Origin of the sequence: Rhizomicrobium sp. (genome assembly GCA_037200385.1) — a bacterium.
Lineage (GTDB): Bacteria > Pseudomonadota > Alphaproteobacteria > Micropepsales > Micropepsaceae > Rhizomicrobium.
This window is the reverse complement of the sequence record JBBCGL010000001.1, coordinates 2582173-2599170: the sequence shown is the minus strand read 5'-3', so window position 1 is coordinate 2599170 and position 16998 is coordinate 2582173. Positions and strand designations below refer to the sequence as shown.

The window sequence follows — 16998 nt, the reverse complement described above, 5'->3', positions numbered from 1 at the left end:
GATCAGCGCGAGAAGGGCGAGGCGAGATCGGCGAAGAGCGGCAGCATCCGGTCCCGGTCCGACAGGGTGCCGCCGGCGAAATCGGGCCAGGCGATCTTCAGCGCCGGATCGTTCCAGCGGATGCCGCCTTCGGCCTCCGGCGCCCAGTAATCCGTCGTCTTGTAGATCACCTCAGTGCCGGGCTCCAACGTGCAGAAGCCGTGGGCGAAGCCGATGGGAATGAGGATCTGCAGCCAGTTCTCCGCGCTCAGCTCGACGCTGCCGTGCCGGCCATAGGTCGGCGAGCCGCGCCTTATGTCCACGAACACGTCCAGAATGCGCCCGCGCGGCACGCGCACGAGCTTGGCTTGTGCCTGCGGCGGCGCTTGGAAGTGCAGCCCGCGTACCGTGCCGCGTTCGGCGGAGGACGAATGATTGTCCTGCACGAACGCCAGGTCGATGCCGGCCTCGGCCAGGGCGCGTGCATTGTAGGTCTCGGAGAAAAACCCCCGCGCATCGCCGAACCGCTTCGGCGCGACGACCAGAGGTCCGTCGATGGCGAAGCTGCGGATATCGAGCGTCATGGCCGGCCGCTCGCGGTCTTCGCACCCAATCCGATGCGTCCCGCGTCGAAGCCGCGCGCCCGGATCGCCTCGCACCACCAGCCATTCTCGAGATACCACGCGACGGTGCGCCGGATCCCTTCGTCCAGCGTCATGCTCGGGCGCCAGTCCAGCTCGCGCTCGATCTTGCTGGCGTCGATCGCATAGCGCAGGTCGTGGCCCGGCCGGTCGGAGACATAGGTGATCAGCTCTTCATGCGGCCCGTTGCGCCTGAGCGGCACGAGGTCGTCGAGCGTGCGGCACAGCAGGCGCACCAGGTCGATGTTGCGCGCCTCGTTGCGGCCGCCGACATTGTAGCTCTCGCCGATCCGGCCCCGCTCGAGGACGGCCAGGAGCGCGCGGGCATGGTCCTCGACGAACAGCCAGTCGCGGATATTGGCGCCGGCGCCGTAGACGGGGATGTCCCGGCCCTCGACCGCCGCGAGGATCACGACCGGGATGAGCTTCTCCGGAAACTGGTAAGGCCCGTAATTGTTCGAGCAATTGCTGACGACCACCGGCAGGCCATAGGTGTGGTGCCAGGCGCGCACCAGCATGTCGGAGGCGGCCTTGCTCGCCGAATAGGGCGAGCTCGGCGCGTAGGGCGTGGTCTCGCAGAAGAAGCCGTCCTCGCCGAGCGAGCCGAAGACCTCGTCGGTCGAGACGTGGTGGAAGCGGAAGCGCGCCTTGCGCGCGCCGGACAGGCTCTCGAAATGCCGCCGCGCCGCTTCCAGCAGGACGAAGGTCCCGTTCACATTGGTCTCGACGAAGGCCTTCGGCCCGTCGATCGAGCGGTCGACATGCGATTCCGCCGCGAGGTGCATCACCGCGTCGGGATCGTGCGTCTCGAACACCCGCCGCACGCCCTCCGCATCGCAGATGTCCACCTGCTCGAAGGCATAGCGCGGACTGGGAAGGACCTCCTTGAGGCTGTCGAGATTGGCGGCATAGGTCAGCTTGTCGAGATTGACCACGTGATGTTCGGTATCGCGCAGGCAATGGCGCACCACTGCCGAGCCGATGAAGCCCGCTCCGCCGGTGATCAAGAGGCGCATACTGTCCCTTCACGCATCGCCGATTGCCCCGCCGTCCTTCGACTGCGGGAACGCCGGACGATGATCGGATAGAAACGAATCCCGCACAACCGGGGCGTTTCTGCTCAAAAACCCGTCACGGAGCTGACATGCACGTCGCGATGCCGGCACCCGAGGGATGCGCTAGGGTCCGTACGCAACAAAAATAGGTGTCATGACCCGCGAATGCGGGCCACCCGGGTGAACCCTGCGAAATCCAACAACAGTCAGTCTGATTTTGTAAAACGAATTGCAGCCTGCAGAACCCAACTGGATGGTCCGCATTGGCGGCCCATGACACGTTGTTGCCTAGGTTGACGCCAATCGAATCCGGACCCTAATACAACATCCAGAACGCGGCGATGCAGGCGATCCAGAACAGGCCGCAGCTGACGACGACGAAGCGCAGCGATGTCCGGATGTCCCATTGGGGCGGCGACAGCGCATCGACATCCAGAGCCGGGATCAGTTCCGACAGCCGGTGTGTGGGTCCGGCGTCGCCGCCGCGCAGGCTGGACGCCGCGAGGCCGCCATAGGCCACGGCGGGCGGAAAGGAGGATTGGGACAGGACGTTCGCATTCTGCGCCATCGGTTGATTCTCGACCGGAGGACTTCGAAGGTTCCCAGGTTCCCAGCAAAACGTTAACGGTGCATAAACGGGTAACCGCGGCTTGCTGCAGCGCAGCAAGCCGTCATGTCGGGAGTTTCCCCGAGAGCCATCGCGCCGTTCGTGATTGGGCGTCCGCGGCGCGGTCGACCTCCTCGATCGTCGGCCGGTGCCGGATGGGTGTTCTGGATCGCGCACGGGCTCGCCTTGGCGCAGCCTGCTTGATCACTTCGGCAAGTGGGTTCGATCTATCGGCAGTTCCGGCGCCGGACGCCGGCGGGCATCTGGGACGTGCCGCCGGCGGCCCCAACTCGCATGGAAAATCGAGACTAAGCTATTGAAAGAAATTGGAGCGGGCGAAGGGAATCGAACCCTCGTATGAAGCTTGGGAAGCTTCCGTTCTACCATTGAACTACGCCCGCGAACCGCGACGGATAGCACAGTTTCGAGGCGGTTCGAAGCAGGAATGCGCCGCGTTTCGCCGACTCGCCGGGTGGACACCGCAGAGTCGATCCCCTTGCATTGGCGCGCATGGAAAGGCGTTGCCGCCCGGCACATTGTGCGGCGTCTATGGCATCGCGCCCGGATCGGGCATCGGCCGACATCGGCGCGATTCTCGCGCACTGGCATTCCATGGGCCTGCTCGCATCCGTCGGCGCACCCGATGTCGAAGCCGCCCCGCCGTCGGACAGGTTCGATCCGGCCGGCGCGGCATTGTGGTCGGCCTGTTTTTTGGTTCGCGGGCACCGGTTTCAGATGGAAGTCTCCGACCCCGTTGTGTGGCGTTACATCGCGCGAATTCTGCATCCCTATCGCTGCACCGGGTCCGGCAAGGCGACGGTCGTGTCGGTCCGCGGCGGTTCGGCGCTGACGCCCGGCATCGACGGCATGGAGCGCCTTCGGACCGCGGAGCGAACCGCATCGGCAGATGCTCACCGGCAACGCGCAATCTCTGCTTCCTGCGGCGAACGCATTTCGCGATGCCCGAAGCGTGGGCGGCGCGGGTTTCACGGTCAAAATTCCCAGTCCGACCGACCGCTTCGTCCACGCGCTCGCGCATACCCAGATCCAGGACAGGAATTATTTCTGGCGGACGCCTGCTCTCGGCCAAATGCTCGAACTGGCCATGTTGATGCAGCGTGCCGGAGAGCCGATCGATTGGAATCGGCCAAGCGAAAGGTTTCGAGCTGAAGGAAGTTCGAGATCCTGCAGCACACGCTCGAAATGGTCTCCGGTCTTTTTCATATCGGGCTTCCACCGGAGATCGGCTCCTCCGGACGGGATTCGCTGGCCGCGGTTCGCGATCGGCTCCAAAAGACGTATCTGTTTCCGATCCGTCTGTTCGCGAGACATGCGAGCGACGTCGTGGGCCGTCCCGGAAAACTGCTCAGCTTCTCGATCCTGAAACGCGACGTCTCCTGTTGTCCGAGCTTGCCGAAACCTATCGGCGCTCTCGCCGGACCGGGCGCGCTCTGCATCGGCGCGGCCTCGATGCGACCGTTCGGAGCCCTCCGGCGTTATAGCCTGGAGATGCGGGCACTCGCGGCCCGCGGGAAGGGAGCGCCATGCAACTCGTGGAGATTTTGGCTGGGCTGGTCTTGGCCGTCATCCTGTTCGTGGTCCTGAAGATTTTCGGCTTGGTGCTGAAATTCGCGCTCATCGCGGCCGTGTTGGGCTTTCTTGTCGGCATCCTGCTTCCCCGCCTGTTCCGGCGCGCCGGCTGACCCGCCCGGGCCGCTTGATCGGCCCCCGCTGCGTTACTACGTTTGGCGCGGGGCGTTTCGCGGCAATTTCGGATCGAGCGCGCATGTCATTCGGCGCCTGGAGCCTGCGAGACCTGCTGCGGCATGCCACGGCCCTGCCGGTTGCCGTGGTCCTGTCTGCCACGCTGACCGCCCTGCTCGCTGCCGGAGTGCTTTCGCTCGCGGTCCTGCCGCGCCTGCCACTGCATGGCGCCGGACCGCACGCCGTCCGCCACGCTCCGCCCGGACATCTCGCGTTGCGCCATCCGCCGGCCACGAAACCGATCCCCAAGCCGCAGGCCAAGCCCGCGGCGCCCTCCGCCTTCGCGCTCGAGCAGGCGATGGGCTATCGCGAATTGCTCGACCGCTGGACTCCGCTGATCCAGGAAGCCGCGCGCCGCTACAAGATCTCGCCGCAATGGATCCGGGCCGTCATCGTCCTCGAAAGCGGCGGCCGCACCATGCTGGCGGAGAACCGGCCCATCGTCTCCATCGCCGGCGCCATGGGCCTGATGCAGCTCATGCCGGAGACCTATCGCGAGATGCGGATCGCCAACCGCCTCGGCGCCGATCCGTTCGACCCGCACGACAACATCATGGCGGGTACCGCCTATCTGCATCTGCTTTACGGTCAGTATGGCTATCCGACCATGTTCGCCGCTTACAATGACGGTCCCGGCATGCTCGAGGCGCACCGTGCGCTCAGCCAGCCCGTGCCGGAGGAGACCGCCAATTACGTCCGCGACATCGCTTCGATCCTGTCCACCGGCGTGCGCCACCGCGCGGGCGGCAAGGCGGCCCTGGCGCGGCTCACCCGGCCCGACGGGACCGCCGTACTGATCGATGCCGGTGCCGTGGTCTCGATTCGCGCCGCGCTGCCCGGCGAATATGCCCCCGGCGTCCAGTCCGTCATCGCGGTCGGCCGCCTGCGCCAGGGCGTCCGCGAGGATGCGCGCGCCGCCACGGCCATCGTTCGCGGCCATGGCGGGCTGATCTGATGCGTGGCTGCGGCGCGAGAGGGCCGGCATGTCGAAGTTCCCGTGCACGATATTTTGCGACAGGTCTTCCATGACAAACCGTTAATCTGCCAAAATACCGCCTAGAATCCGGCCTAGCCTGGGTTTGTCGTTGTTGTTGTCTCAACTTTCGCCGCTGCCTGGGATATGTTCCTGGCCGTGCCATTCGAGGGGGTACCCAATGTCATCACGATCAAAATTCGGCCTTGCAGCGATTCTGGGTCTGGCAGGTCTCGGCCTGGTCGGGCTCTCAAGCCCTGCCAGTGCTGCCAGCGTCGTCACGCTCCGTGCCTGCAATCACACGAGCGATACCGTTCTGGTGGCCGGCAGCTTCATTCCGGTCGGCGCGTCCGACTGGCGCAACAAGGGCTGGACGCGCGTCAGCGCCGGCGCTTGCGAAGACATCTTCAAGACCGGCAACCGCACCTTTTACGCGCGCGCCGAGGTGAAGGGCGATTCCGAGCAATATTGGGGCAGCGACATCAAGCAATGCGTCGAATATCCCGGTCCGTACGACTTCTTCACGCGCTCGGAAGACACGACCTGTCCGGAGGGTGAGCCCGCCGACTTCACGACCTTCCATTCCGACGGCCGCGCCGTCTATGTCTGGAACCTCAATCCCTGACCGGATGCCGTCCGTCTGAAGCGCAAGGCGCGTCCGGCCACCGGACGCGCCTTTTGCTTTTTCGGCGCCCTCGCATTCGGTTCAGCTTGGGTTCATGCAGCGATCGTCATGGTGATCCTCAGAAAGGCGCAATGACGCGCCGCTGCGGAAAGACCCCGCATTATCGAAGGGCATGAGCATCATGAAACGCATCATCTGCGCCGTACTGGCGCTTTCGCTTCTCGGCACCACCGCCGCCGAGGCGCGCGGCTGGGGCGGCTATCACGGCCACTATCATCATGGCGGCCGCGGCGACGTCGCGCTCGGCTTCGGCCTGGGCTTCCTCGCGCTGGGCATCCTCGCGGCAGAGAGCGCGCATCACGACCGCTACGACCGCGATCGCGACTATTACGATCGCGGCCGCGGTCCCGACGGCGCCTATGACCGGGACGGCGACCGCGGCGACGGCGCCCGTACTTATGATCGCGGCCGCGACAGCGGCTATGACCGCGACAACGGCGCGCCCGGCCGCAATGATCACGGTCCGGCCGACCGCCATGACGATGGCGGCGACGAGTAGTTGGATCGGCGCCCTGTCCTCCGGGAGAGGGCGCCGCCTCTATGTCCGGTCGAGCCCGTACAGCACGCAGTCGCGCCGCACGCCGTCGCGCAGGACGTGCCGGTGCAGCATCCCCTCATAGCCGAAGCCGAGCGCCTCGAGCAGGCGGCGCGACGGCTCGTTCCCCGCGTGGACCCGCGCCCATAGCCGCTCCAGTTCGAGATCCGCGAAAGCATGGCGGATCACCCGCGTCATCGCCTCGCGGGCATAGCCTTGGCCCCAGGCGGAGCGGCGGAAGAGAAAACCCACCTCGGCCCGCCGGTGGTGCAGGTCGATGTCGCTGAGATCGCATTCGCCGATCGCGGCGCCGCGCGGCGTGAGCGCTGCGACCCACCATTGCGTCGCGCCGCCGTCGATCTCCGCCGCATGGGCCCGGATGACGTCTCGCACCGCGTCCACGCTCGTCTGCGCCGGCCAGTCCCAGTAGCGCATGACCTCGTCGTCGCCGCGCGCCGCGAAGACGTCGGCCGCGTCGTTGAGCTGGATCGGCCGCAGGTGCAGCCGCCGGGTCTGCAGGTTCATCGCACTCAAAGATGCCCGTTGAAGGCGAAATGCGAGAACGCGCCGCTGGCGGGATCGTACTCGACTCCGAACGCGAGCGCGCCGCCGTCGCAGATCGAGATCGGCGTGCTCCGCCAATCGCCATGCACGATCGCGTTGCGCGCGCCGTTCACATAGACGATGCGCCGGCCGCCGACGACCAGCCCGCCATATTGCCGATAATAGGCGCCGGGCTGGACCTGCTGGGCCGCCAGCGTCCGCGCCAATCCGGGTTCGAGCCGCGCGATGTCGCCGGCCGCCGGCTGCCAGACGCCCTCGGCCGACGGGGTGCTGCGCGAGCACTGCCGCGCCAGCAAAGGGGCTTGGGCGGCGGGGAAAATGACCCCCCAATTCGGGTTGAGCGGCGTGGTCCCGGCCCAGGCGGCGGCGCAGAGCAGGGCGGCGGCCACAACGGCCGAAACGATTCGCATACGGAAGACCTTCGCTTGGGGCCCTGATCGTAGCGCGGAACAAGGCCGGAATGCGCCCGGGACCGGTCGGTCCGGTCAAATTGAAGCGAAGGCGTGGTCCGAAGCGAAGCTGTTGGGGTAGGGCTGAAAATCATGAGGCGGCCGGCACTTCCGCGCCCCCCCGGGGCCGACAGGCCCCCATCGAATAAAGCGAAGGCGTGGTCCGGAGCAAAGCTGTTGGGGTAGGGCTGAAAATCATGAGGCGGCCGGCACTTCCGCGCCCCCCCGGGGCCGACAGGCCCCCATCGAATAAAGCGAAGGCGTGGTCCGGAGCAAAGCTGTTGGGGTAGGGCTGAAAATCATGAGGCGGCCGGCACTTCCGCGCCCCCCCGGGGCCGACAGGCCCCCATCGAATAAAGCGAAGGCGTGGTCCGGAGCAAAGCTGTTGGGGTAGGGCTGAAAATCATGAGGCGGCCGGCACTTCCGCGCCGTAGCCGCCTCACGCTGCCCCCTTCAATGCGGACCCTAGTAACCGCGAGGCTTAGCCCCCAAGCCGTTCGGACCCGCGGCATAGGTACATTGACGGGTCGGGCGGACGACGCAACGGCCTTGCATGGCTGTCATGCGCATAAAATCCGCGTGTTGATTTGCAGCAACAATATTCGTGACCCCGCCGTCAGGAAGTTCCCGGAAAACCGGCGTAGTTTAAAATGCTTCGAGACTGGTCAGGGCAGTTTGAAGTGCTTGGACAGCTTCAGGCCCTGGCGCTGATAGTTGGAGCCGATGCCTTGGCCGTACATCTCCGGCGGCGGATCGGTCAGCCGCTCGAACATCAGTCGGCCGATGACCTGTCCGTGTTCCAGGATAAAGGGCACTTCGCGCGAGCGCACCTCCAGCACGCCGCGCGCCGAGGGCGGCCGGCCGGGCTCGAAGCCGAAGCCGGGATCGAAGAAGCCGGCATAGTGAACGCGGAACTCGCCGACCAGGGGGTCGATGGGAACCATCTCCGCGGCATGGTCCGGCGGGATCGCGATCTCCTCGCGGCTGACCAGGATATAGAACTCGTCGGGATCGAGCACCAGCGTGCCGGCTGCGTTCGCCTCGATCGAATCCCAGAAGGCGTGCGGGTCGAGCGCGTCCCGCTTGTCGACGTCGATCACCCCGGTGTGCCGCTTGGCGCGCCAGCCGATGCGCTGCCCGCCGACGCCTTTGAGGTCGATGGAAAAGCCGAGCCCGTTGTCGATATCGGCCGTGCCGCTCACCAGGGGGCTTTCGGCGTGCAGCCGCCGCAGCTGCGTGTCGGTGAATTGCGGCGTGCCGCGCCGGATGCGCAGCTGGTTGAGCTTGGAGCCCTTGCGCACCAGCACCGGGAAGGTCCGCGGGCTGATCTCGGCGAACAGCGGCCCGCGATAGCCGGGCTCGACCCGGTCGAACATCGGCGCATAGTCGGTGATCAGCCGGGTGAAGACGTCGATCCGCCCGGTCGAGCTCTTGGGGTTGGCCGTGCCCGACACCCGGGCGGAGAAATCGGCGGCTTCCAGCAGCGGCACGATATAGACGCAGCCCGTCTCCAGCACCGCGCCCTGGGTCAGGTCGATCTCGTGCATGAAGACGGAGGGCAGCTTGTCCTGCACCTTGGCGTTCGGCCCCGGCAGGAAGCTCGCCCGCACACGCCACGCGACCGATCCCAGCCGCAGGTCGATGCTGGCCGGCTGGATCTGCGCCTCTTCGATGTCTTCGCTCGCGATGAGTTCGTGGCGCGACCGGATCAGCCGCTTGAGCACATGGCTGGGCAGGATGCCGGTCGAATAGCGGCCATAGGAATCGGCTTCGGCGTCGCCGAAAAGGGTGTCGTCCTGGGCGGGCATGCGAGACTTATAAGGCCGCGCGGCGGGCGGGGCACGCGGAAAAACGGGTTCCGGCCGATGGGCCTGTGCAGCGATTCCGCTCGGTCCGGCACGGCACGGGCCGCGCATTTTTTCGTGGTGTCCTGAATATTGTCGAATACAATAATACAGGACAAAATCGAAGTAATCATGTAGTGTAGACGGACTTCAATTGCGGGGGCTTCCATGAGGGTGCGGGCTGGTATTTGTCTGGTCTTGGGCTTGGCCGGTGCGGCCGTGCTTTTGGGCGCCGCCGGCCCCTCGGCGCCGGCCGACGATCCCGACGCCCCGCATTACGATGCGAACGGCAATCTCGTCTTTCCGGCCGGCTATCGGGAATGGGTGTTCCTGAGCGCCGGGCTCGACATGACCTATGCGGGCGAGAAGAATCTGCCGAAGACGAGCGCGCATCTCTTCGAGAACGTCTTCGCGCCGCCGTCGGGCTATCGCTATTTCGCGAACACCGGGACCTGGCCGGACAAGACCGTGCTCTTCATGGAACGGCGCGCCGGCGAGACCAACGTCTCGATCAACCTCAAGGGTTTCGTGCAGACCGGCGTCCAGGGCTACACGGCGCATGTGAAGGACACCGCGCACGACAAGAACAGGTACGGGTGGGCTTTCTATCTTTTCGGCCCCGACGACAAGACGGGAAAGTTGGTCACCGACCCCTCGCTATGCGCGGAGTGCCACGAGAAAAACGGCGCCGTGGACACGACCTTCGTGCAGTTCTATCCCACGCTGATCCCGATCGCGAAGGAGCATGGGACGTATAAGCCGCCGCCCGGCGACTGAGGCGCGGCCGGACGGGCCTCATCGGGCGTCCTGCGCGAGGAACACGCGAATGTCCGCGATCGTCTCGGCGAGGCCTGAGCGCTTGACGGGCGCCTCGGGCGGGAAGGCGCTGAGCAGCCGCGACGGCGTCGCGGGCTCCAGGATCACGAAGCAGCCCTTGTCGCCTTCGCCGCGGATCAGCCGCCCGAACGCCTGCTTCAGCCGGAAGCGCGTCAGCAGATCGTCATAGCCCTTGCCGAAGCGGGCCCGCCGCGCCTTGTGCAGGATCGTCGGCTTGGGCCACGGCACCTTGTCGAACACCGCGAGGCGCAGCGAGCGCCCCGGCACGTCGACGCCGTCGCGCAACGCATCGGTGCCGAGCAGGCAGGCATTCTCCTCGGCCCGGAACAGGTCGACCAGCGCGCCGGTGTCGAGCTTGTCGACATGCTGCGCATAGAGCGTGACGCCCGCATCGGCGAGCGGTGCCGCGATCCGCTGCTCCACCGCGCGCAAGGTGCGCACCGCGGTGAACAGGCCCAACCCGCCGCCGCCGCTTGCCAGGAACAGCTCGCGGAACGCCGCCGCCACCTGGTCCATGTCGCGCCGGTTCACATCCTTCACGATGAAGATGCGCGCCTGGTCGGCATATTTGAACGGCGAGCCGAAGCTCGCGCGCCGTGCCGGCTCGGGCAGATGGCCCGCGCCGGTGCGGACCTCCGCGCTCTGCCAGTCGTCGACGCCTTCGCCGCTGTCGCGCAGCGTGGCGGAGGTGATCAGCGCGCCATGCGCCGGCCCCAGCACGGCGCGCGCCAGCGGGATCGTGGGATCGACCCAGTGCCGCTCGAGCCCGACATCGACGTCGCGCCCATCCTCGCGCGCGATCTCGAACCAGTCGACGAACTCCTCCTCGCGCGTGCCCTCCAGCGCGTCGAGCATCGCGATCCAGTTCGGCACGACATATTTGCCGCGCCACACCAGGCCCCGCGCCGCCGCCTCGATCCGCGCCCGGGAGAAGCTTTCCAGCTCCTCGCTCTTGGCGTCCATCTGCTTGCGCAGCAGCGCGGCCAGCCGGATCAGCGGTGCCGCCAGACGCTTGAGCCCGCGCGACAGCTCCCGCGCCGCCGCCAGCAGGTCATCGCCCAGCGGCTGCGTATCGGCCTCCAGCGTATAGAAGCTGTCGGCATCCGCGCTGCGGGCGCGCACATGCTGATAGGCGGCTGCGAGGAAGACCTCCGCCGGCCCGCGCGCCCCGCCGCCATGCAGCCGCGACATCCAGCCCTCGGCGCTCAGCACGCCCGACGCGTTGATGCAGGCGCCCAGCGCGTCTTCCGCCTCGCGGTCGTCCTGGGTGAGATCGCGCAGGCGCTCCTGCAAGCCCCGCATCCGCGAACGCGCCCGGCCTTCCGGGCCGCGGATCCAGCGCCGCAGGTCCTGCATCTCGGCGCCGGAGACCAGCGGCGCGAAGCCGCTGTCCGCCGCGTCGAACAGGTGGTGGCCTTCGTCGAAGACATAGCGCACGCGGCGCTCCGGCGGCGCGTCCGTCGTCTCGTCGACGCCGAGCCAGTCCTGCGAGGCCTGCGCGATCACCAGCGCATGGTTCGCCACCACGATGGGGGCATGCCGCGCCCGCCTTATCGCGCGCTCGATGAAGCAGGTGCGGTAATGCGGGCAGGCGGCATAGACGCATTCGCCGCGCCGGTCGGTGATCTCGCCCAGCGGCATCGAGCTTCCGAGGAAGGCGGGAAAGCCGAAGCCCGAGACGTCGCCGTCCGGCGTCACCCCGACCCAGCGCGAGATCAATCCGACCGCCACGGTGCGCTGCCCGGGGGCCAGCGCCTGGCGTTTCGCCGCTTCCTCGAAATTCAGCAGGCAGAGGTAGTTCTCGCGCCCCTTGCGCACCACCGCCTTCTCGGCGCGTTCCGCCGGATCGGGATAGAGATGGCCGATCTCCTGCACGATCTGGCGCTGCAGGTTGCGGGTATAGGTCGAGATCCAGAGTCCCGGGCCGTTCTTCTCCGCCCACAGGCTGGCGGGCGCCAGATAGCCGAGCGTCTTGCCGACGCCGGTGCCGGCCTCCACCAGCGCGACCCGCGGCGCGCCCGCCGTCTCGCGCGCGCTGAACGCATAGGACGCGGCGTCGCTGTATTCGGCCTGTTCGGGCCGCATTTCGCCCATGCGATGGACGAGCTGATGCAGCCGCGCCCGCGCCTCCTCCGCCGACACCGGCAGCGAGCCTGGTTTGTCCGGCACCTGGCTGTCCTCCCATTCCGGCAAGCCGCGCCAGGTCTCCATGCCCGAGATCGGCGAGGCCTTGTCGTCGCTGCGGCCCAGCACGTCGAGGATCGGCTCCGCCCAGCGCCAGCCGGCGCGCTGCAACGTGCCCGCCAGCGCCCGCATCGGCGCGCGCGCCGCTTCCGGCGCATGCTGCAGCAGGTCGATCAGCGAGACCGCCGCCTCGCGCAGCGTCGCCGCGTGCTCTTCGGGAGAATGGGGCAGCCCGAGCCCCAGGGCCCTTGCCAGTCCGAGCGCGCTGGGAATGCACGGACTGCCCGGCTTCACGAACGCGAACAGTTCGAGCAGATCGAACAGCGCCGCGGCCGGCGGCGTCTTCAGCCGGCCCGAGACGAACGCGGTATGGGCGACGAACACATTTCCCGCGCGGAACAGCCGCCGCGCCTCGTCGAGCGCGACGCGCCTGCACGCCCCATCGCCGTCGCACACCACGGCGCCGCCCGGCGCCGGAACCAGCGCAGGCAGATGGCGCCAGGAGCGCGCGGGAATCGGAGCGGAGGACATGCGCTGCAGTTTATCTGCAATCGCATTTCGTCGCCGAAAAACTGTGAAGGGGCTTAAGTGCCTCGAAAATCAATTACAAACCGCCCATCCCTCAAGAGTCCTTTGCAACTTAAAGGTGGCGGAGCGCCTGCCTGACGTTCACGGTTCGAAGCAACAGCTTTATCATTGTGCAGGCATTGTGCAGGCATGGCGATCACACGGACTGCGGCGCGGCGCGGCGGGCACGCGTCAAGCTTTTCGCGTCAATTCTGACGACGCACGGCTATGCCGTGCTGGGCTTTGCGGTCATACAGCCGCTCCTGTCCGGTCTTCCGAGGTTCACCGCGATACAGGGTGTGGGGGCTGTCTTCGGTCTGGCCCTGCAAGCCTTCTCGATATACCTTACGCCTTACGGAGAACAGCCGTGACGCCATTGGAAATCATGGTCTATGTCGTCAGCCCGCCCTTGCTGATCGCTGCCGCCGTCACGTCTTGGATCGTCACGCGCGCGGAGCGCAGGCCGCCCGAACGGCCGAAGCCCTAAGCCACCAGGTCCGGATACAGATTGCTCAGCGCCTGCCGCGCGCGCTGCTGCTCGCCGACCACCATCTGTGCCGCGTTGCACAGCTCGTGGCGGTTCTCGCCATTGCGGGTCTTCTGGGTGAAGCCGCGCGCCGCCGCGGTCACCGCGATCAGGCCGAGCCCGCCGGCCGCGCCGGCGATGTCCTGCGCCAGGCGCTGCGCCTCGTCCCACTTCTCGCCCTGGCAGGCCTCGTTGAGGCCGCTGCACAGGAGCTCCGCATTCTCGATGTAGGACTGCAGGATCCCCAGCAGCGATTTCAGCCCGACCGATTTCTCCAGCGCCGCGAAGGCGTCCGCGTCGATCGGTGCCAGCGTCTCGGGCTGCGGCTCGGCTGCCGGATGGGCATTGCCCTCGGCGCGCTCCTGCAGCGTCGCCAGCACCGCGAACAGGTCCTGTGCCGTGGCCGGCCAGCGCAGCACCTCGCTGGCGGTGACCGGGGCGCGCTCGCCGCGTCCCAGCAGCGCCAGCACCGGCGCGGTGACGCCCGGCGCCGCCGCCCAGTTGTCCGCGTCGCGGGCGCTCACGATGATGGCGTCATAGCTGCCGCGGCCCGACTGCGCGACGGCATCGGCGAGATTTGCCGCGTTGTGGATCTGGTTGCCGAACGGCTCCAGGTAATGCGCGATCTGCGCGTCGTTCTTCGGATCGTGGGTGAACAGCAGATAGCTGCGCTTGGATGGCGGCACAGCCGCCTCCCCGGACGGCGCCTCGTTCCGCCCGAACTCGGTCGCGCCGGTGAGCGGGATGGTGAACCAGAAGGTCGAGCCTTCGCCCGGCGCGCTCTCGAACCCGATCTCGCCCTGTGCCGCGTCCACGATCCGCTTGACCACGGCAAGCCCCAGCCCCATCCCCTGCTGGCGCCGTGCATAGGAGGCGTCGCCGGGCGAGAACGGCTTGAACAGCGACGGGCCCACCTCGCGCGGAATGCCCTGGCCGGTGTCGATCACCGCGAAGCGCACGCGTTGTCCGTCGGCCTCGGCACGGATCTCCACGCCGCCGCGCTCGGTGAATTTGAGCGCATTGTCGACCAGCTTGAGCAGCGCCTGACGCAGCCGCCGTCCGTCGATCGCGACATGCGGCAGGCTGCCCGACACGGTCACCGTCAGGCGCAGCCGCTTCTCCCATGCCCGCGGCTGCAGCAGCCGCGCGACGGCGCGTGCCGCCTGGGCCGCGTCGCTGGCCACGTCGGTCTGTTCCTCGTTGTCGTCGCGCGCCAGCGCGATGACGTCGTCCAGCAGCATCTGCAGGGCCTTGCCGGCCTCCAGCATCACCTTCACATGGTCGCGATGCGGCCGCTCGAGCTCGGCGCGGTCGAGCAGCTGCGCCATGCCGAGCAGCGCGTTCAGCGGCGTGCGCAGCTCGTGGCTGATATTCGCCAGGAAGGACGACTTCACGCGGCCGCTGGCCTGCGCCGCGTCGCGCGCCGCCTCCGCCACCTTCTTCTCGCGCGACAGCGTCGCCACCAGGCCGACATTCTCCAGCCGCAGGAAAATGCTCTCATCCAGCAGCCGCGCCATGCCGTTGCAATAGGTGAACAGCACGCCACCGAACAGCGTCACCAGCACCGCGGTCAGGATCTGATAGAGCCCGCCCGCCAGCAGCAGCACCGCGACCAGCGGTCCCAGCGAGAAGATCGCATGCATCAGATAGGCGGGGCGATAGGCCGAGCGCGCGATGAACTCCGTCGCCGTCATGCCGAGGAAGGCGAGCGAGAGATAGGCTTGCGCCGGGAACGAGTTCGGGACGAACCAGAACAGCACGCCCACGCCCCAGGTCGCGCCGGCGATCGCCGACACGAAGGCATAACGCCAGGCCCAGAATTTCGGGTCGTCGCCGCGGTCGCGCTTCTTATAGGCGGTGGTGAGCTGCTCGGCCGCGATCACCACCGCGATCTGCAGCACCAGCGGCATCAGTGGCAGCCAGCCGGGTTCACGCCCCGCGAACAGCGTCGCCGGAATGCAGAGCGCTGCGAATGGCAGCGACAGATAATGTCGGCCGAGCGCGAACAGGATATCGATGCGGCCTGCGAAGACCGCATTCCTGCTGCGCCCGGACTCCTCGGTTCCGGTCATTGACGCCTTCCCGGCCTCAGCCTAGCTTCGGCGCCCTTTCCCAACGATTAAGCGTGAGCCTTTTCAATGCCTTCCGGCACGTCCCTGCTTTACCAACCGGAACTCGGCCGCGCGGCGCGCGCCTGGCCGTTCGAGGAAGCGCGCAAGCTCGTCGCCCGCATTGAAAAGCGCGAAAAAGCTGGAGAAAACGTAACGGAGGTGCTGTTCGAAACCGGTTACGGTCCGTCCGGCCTGCCCCATATCGGGACATTCGGCGAGGTCGCGCGCACCACCTGGGTGCGCAATGCGCTCAAAACCCTGTCGCCGATTAAGTCGCGATTAATTGCGATTTCCGATGACATGGACGGCCTGCGCAAGGTCCCCGACAACCTGCCGCATCCGGAGATGCTCGCGGCGAATCTCGGCAAGCCGCTGACGTCGATCCCCGATCCGTTCGGCACGCATGAGAGCTATGGCGCGAACATGAACGCGCGGCTGCGCGCCTTCCTCGACACCTTCGATTTCGACTACGAATTCCGCAGCTCGACCGAGATGTACAAGGCGGGCGTGTTCGACGCCGCGCTGCTGCGCGTGCTGGCGAAGTACGACCGCGTCATGGAAGTGATGCTGCCGACGCTGGGCGAAGAACGCCAGCAGACCTATTCGCCGTTCCTTCCCGTCAGCCCGCGCTCCGGCAAGGTGCTGCTCGCCAAGGTCGTCGCGCACGACGCGGCGAAAGGCACGATCACCTATATCGAGGAGGACGGCAGCGAAGAGACCGTCCCGGTCACCGGCGGCCATTGCAAGCTGCAATGGAAGCCGGACTTCGGCATGCGCTGGGCCGCCTTCGGCATCGACTACGAGATGTACGGCAAGGATCACCTGCCGTCGCAACCGCTCTACGACCAGATCTGCACCATCGCCGGCGGCCGGCCGCCCGAGCATTTCGTCTACGAGCTCTTCCTCGACGAGACCGGCCAGAAGATCTCGAAGTCCAAGGGCAACGGCCTGACCATCGACGAATGGCTGACCTATGCGCCGCGCGAGAGCCTGTCGCTCTACATGTTCCAGAAGCCGCGCGTCGCCAAGCGACTCTATTTCGACGTGATCCCCAAGGCGGTCGACGATTACATCGACTTGCTCGAGAAATATCATTCGAACGAGACCAGCGAGGCCGAGCGTCTGGAGAACCCCGTCTGGCACATCCATGACGGCAATCCGCCGAACGAGCGTTATCCCGTCAGCTTCGCACTTTTGCTCACGCTGGTGACGGCGTCGAACGCGCACAATCGCGACGTGCTATGGGGCTTCATCCGTGCTTACGCGCCGCATGCCTCGCCGGAAGCGAACCCCGGCCTCGCCAGGCTCGCCGATTTCGCGATCCGCTACTACGAGGATTTCGTCAAGCCGACCAAGCAATACCGCGCTGCGACCGACAAGGAGCGTGCCGCGATGGAGGATCTCGCGACGCGCTTCGAGGCGATGGCCGGCGAGCGCGACGGCGCCAAGGTGCAGGACGAGGTCTACGCCGTCGGCAAGGCGCATCAGTTCGAGCCCCTGCGCGATTGGTTCAAGGCGCTCTACGAAGTGCTGTTCGGCCAGAGCGCCGGGCCGCGCTTCGGTTCCTTCGCGGCGCTGTTCGGCTGCGCCGAGACCGCCGCCCTGATCCGCCGCGCGCTCGATGGCGAGTTCGTGAAAGCGGCGTGATGCAACCCCAATTGTCATCCCCGGCGAGCG

At 66.9% G+C, this 16998-nt stretch carries 14 protein-coding genes and 1 tRNA gene; 6 read left to right on the top strand and 9 right to left on the bottom strand.

What is annotated here, in order from left to right; translation table 11 throughout:
• Window positions 1-2 precede the first annotated feature (2 nt).
• The 4 genes from rfbC to WDM91_12360 all read right to left on the bottom strand — a co-directional run bounded on the left by rfbC (window position 3) and on the right by WDM91_12360 (window position 2683).
• On the bottom strand, window positions 3-563 hold the full coding sequence (gene rfbC, locus WDM91_12375) for a dTDP-4-dehydrorhamnose 3,5-epimerase (GenBank protein ID MEI9995384.1): 561 nt from the start codon (window positions 561-563) through the stop codon (window positions 3-5).
• Window positions 560-1636 (bottom strand): dTDP-glucose 4,6-dehydratase, encoded by a 1077-nt coding sequence (gene rfbB / locus WDM91_12370; GenBank protein MEI9995383.1) that lies wholly within the window; start codon window positions 1634-1636, stop codon window positions 560-562. Before rfbB ends, rfbC begins: the two co-directional genes overlap by 4 nt.
• A 355-nt stretch (window positions 1637-1991) precedes the next feature.
• A complete protein-coding gene (locus WDM91_12365; protein MEI9995382.1) occupies window positions 1992-2243 on the bottom strand; it encodes a hypothetical protein in 252 nt (83 codons plus the stop codon).
• Between the two features lie 366 nt (window positions 2244-2609).
• Window positions 2610-2683 (bottom strand) — tRNA-Gly (locus WDM91_12360).
• 1143 nt (window positions 2684-3826) lie between these two features.
• On the opposite strand from WDM91_12360, the gene WDM91_12355 reads away from it, so the two are divergent.
• The 4 genes from WDM91_12355 to WDM91_12340 all read left to right on the top strand — a co-directional run bounded on the left by WDM91_12355 (window position 3827) and on the right by WDM91_12340 (window position 6203).
• Entirely contained in the window at window positions 3827-3985 is a 159-nt protein-coding gene (locus WDM91_12355; GenBank protein ID MEI9995381.1) for a hypothetical protein, read from the top strand.
• Window positions 3986-4068: 83 nt separating this feature from the next.
• The gene (locus tag WDM91_12350) at window positions 4069-5001 is read left to right on the top strand and encodes a transglycosylase SLT domain-containing protein (protein ID MEI9995380.1); all 933 of its coding nucleotides are present in this window, start codon (window positions 4069-4071) and stop codon (window positions 4999-5001) included.
• Window positions 5002-5200: 199 nt separating this feature from the next.
• Window positions 5201-5644, top strand: a complete 444-nt coding sequence (locus WDM91_12345) for a DUF1036 domain-containing protein (GenBank protein MEI9995379.1) — start codon at window positions 5201-5203, stop codon at window positions 5642-5644.
• Window positions 5645-5825: 181 nt separating this feature from the next.
• The gene (locus WDM91_12340; GenBank protein MEI9995378.1) at window positions 5826-6203 is read left to right on the top strand and encodes a hypothetical protein; all 378 of its coding nucleotides are present in this window, start codon (window positions 5826-5828) and stop codon (window positions 6201-6203) included.
• 39 nt (window positions 6204-6242) lie between these two features.
• On the opposite strand, the gene WDM91_12335 is transcribed toward WDM91_12340, so the two are convergent.
• The 3 genes from WDM91_12335 to WDM91_12325 all read right to left on the bottom strand — a co-directional run bounded on the left by WDM91_12335 (window position 6243) and on the right by WDM91_12325 (window position 9060).
• Window positions 6243-6764: a GNAT family N-acetyltransferase gene (locus WDM91_12335; protein MEI9995377.1), complete on the bottom strand. Its 522-nt coding sequence runs from the start codon at window positions 6762-6764 to the stop codon at window positions 6243-6245.
• 5 nt (window positions 6765-6769) lie between these two features.
• The gene (locus tag WDM91_12330; GenBank protein MEI9995376.1) at window positions 6770-7213 is read right to left on the bottom strand and encodes a hypothetical protein; all 444 of its coding nucleotides are present in this window, start codon (window positions 7211-7213) and stop codon (window positions 6770-6772) included.
• Between the two features lie 704 nt (window positions 7214-7917).
• Entirely contained in the window at window positions 7918-9060 is a 1143-nt protein-coding gene (locus WDM91_12325; protein ID MEI9995375.1) for a 2'-deoxycytidine 5'-triphosphate deaminase, read from the bottom strand.
• A gap of 240 nt (window positions 9061-9300) precedes the next feature.
• On the opposite strand from WDM91_12325, the gene WDM91_12320 reads away from it, so the two are divergent.
• The gene (locus WDM91_12320) at window positions 9301-9873 is read left to right on the top strand and encodes a cytochrome P460 family protein (GenBank protein MEI9995374.1); all 573 of its coding nucleotides are present in this window, start codon (window positions 9301-9303) and stop codon (window positions 9871-9873) included.
• Between the two features lie 18 nt (window positions 9874-9891).
• Here the strand turns inward: WDM91_12320 and WDM91_12315 are convergent, their stop codons facing one another.
• Window positions 9892-12648, bottom strand: coding sequence for an ATP-dependent DNA helicase (locus tag WDM91_12315; protein ID MEI9995373.1), 2757 nt, complete (start codon window positions 12646-12648; stop codon window positions 9892-9894).
• A gap of 519 nt (window positions 12649-13167) precedes the next feature.
• A complete protein-coding gene (locus WDM91_12310; protein MEI9995372.1) occupies window positions 13168-15282 on the bottom strand; it encodes a HAMP domain-containing sensor histidine kinase in 2115 nt (704 codons plus the stop codon).
• A 66-nt stretch (window positions 15283-15348) separates the two neighbouring features.
• Between WDM91_12310 and WDM91_12305 the strand changes: the two genes are divergently transcribed.
• Window positions 15349-16968 carry a lysine--tRNA ligase gene (locus tag WDM91_12305; protein ID MEI9995371.1) on the top strand — a complete coding sequence of 540 codons (1620 nt, stop codon included), beginning with the start codon at window positions 15349-15351 and terminating at the stop codon, window positions 16966-16968.
• Window positions 16969-16998 lie beyond the last annotated feature (30 nt).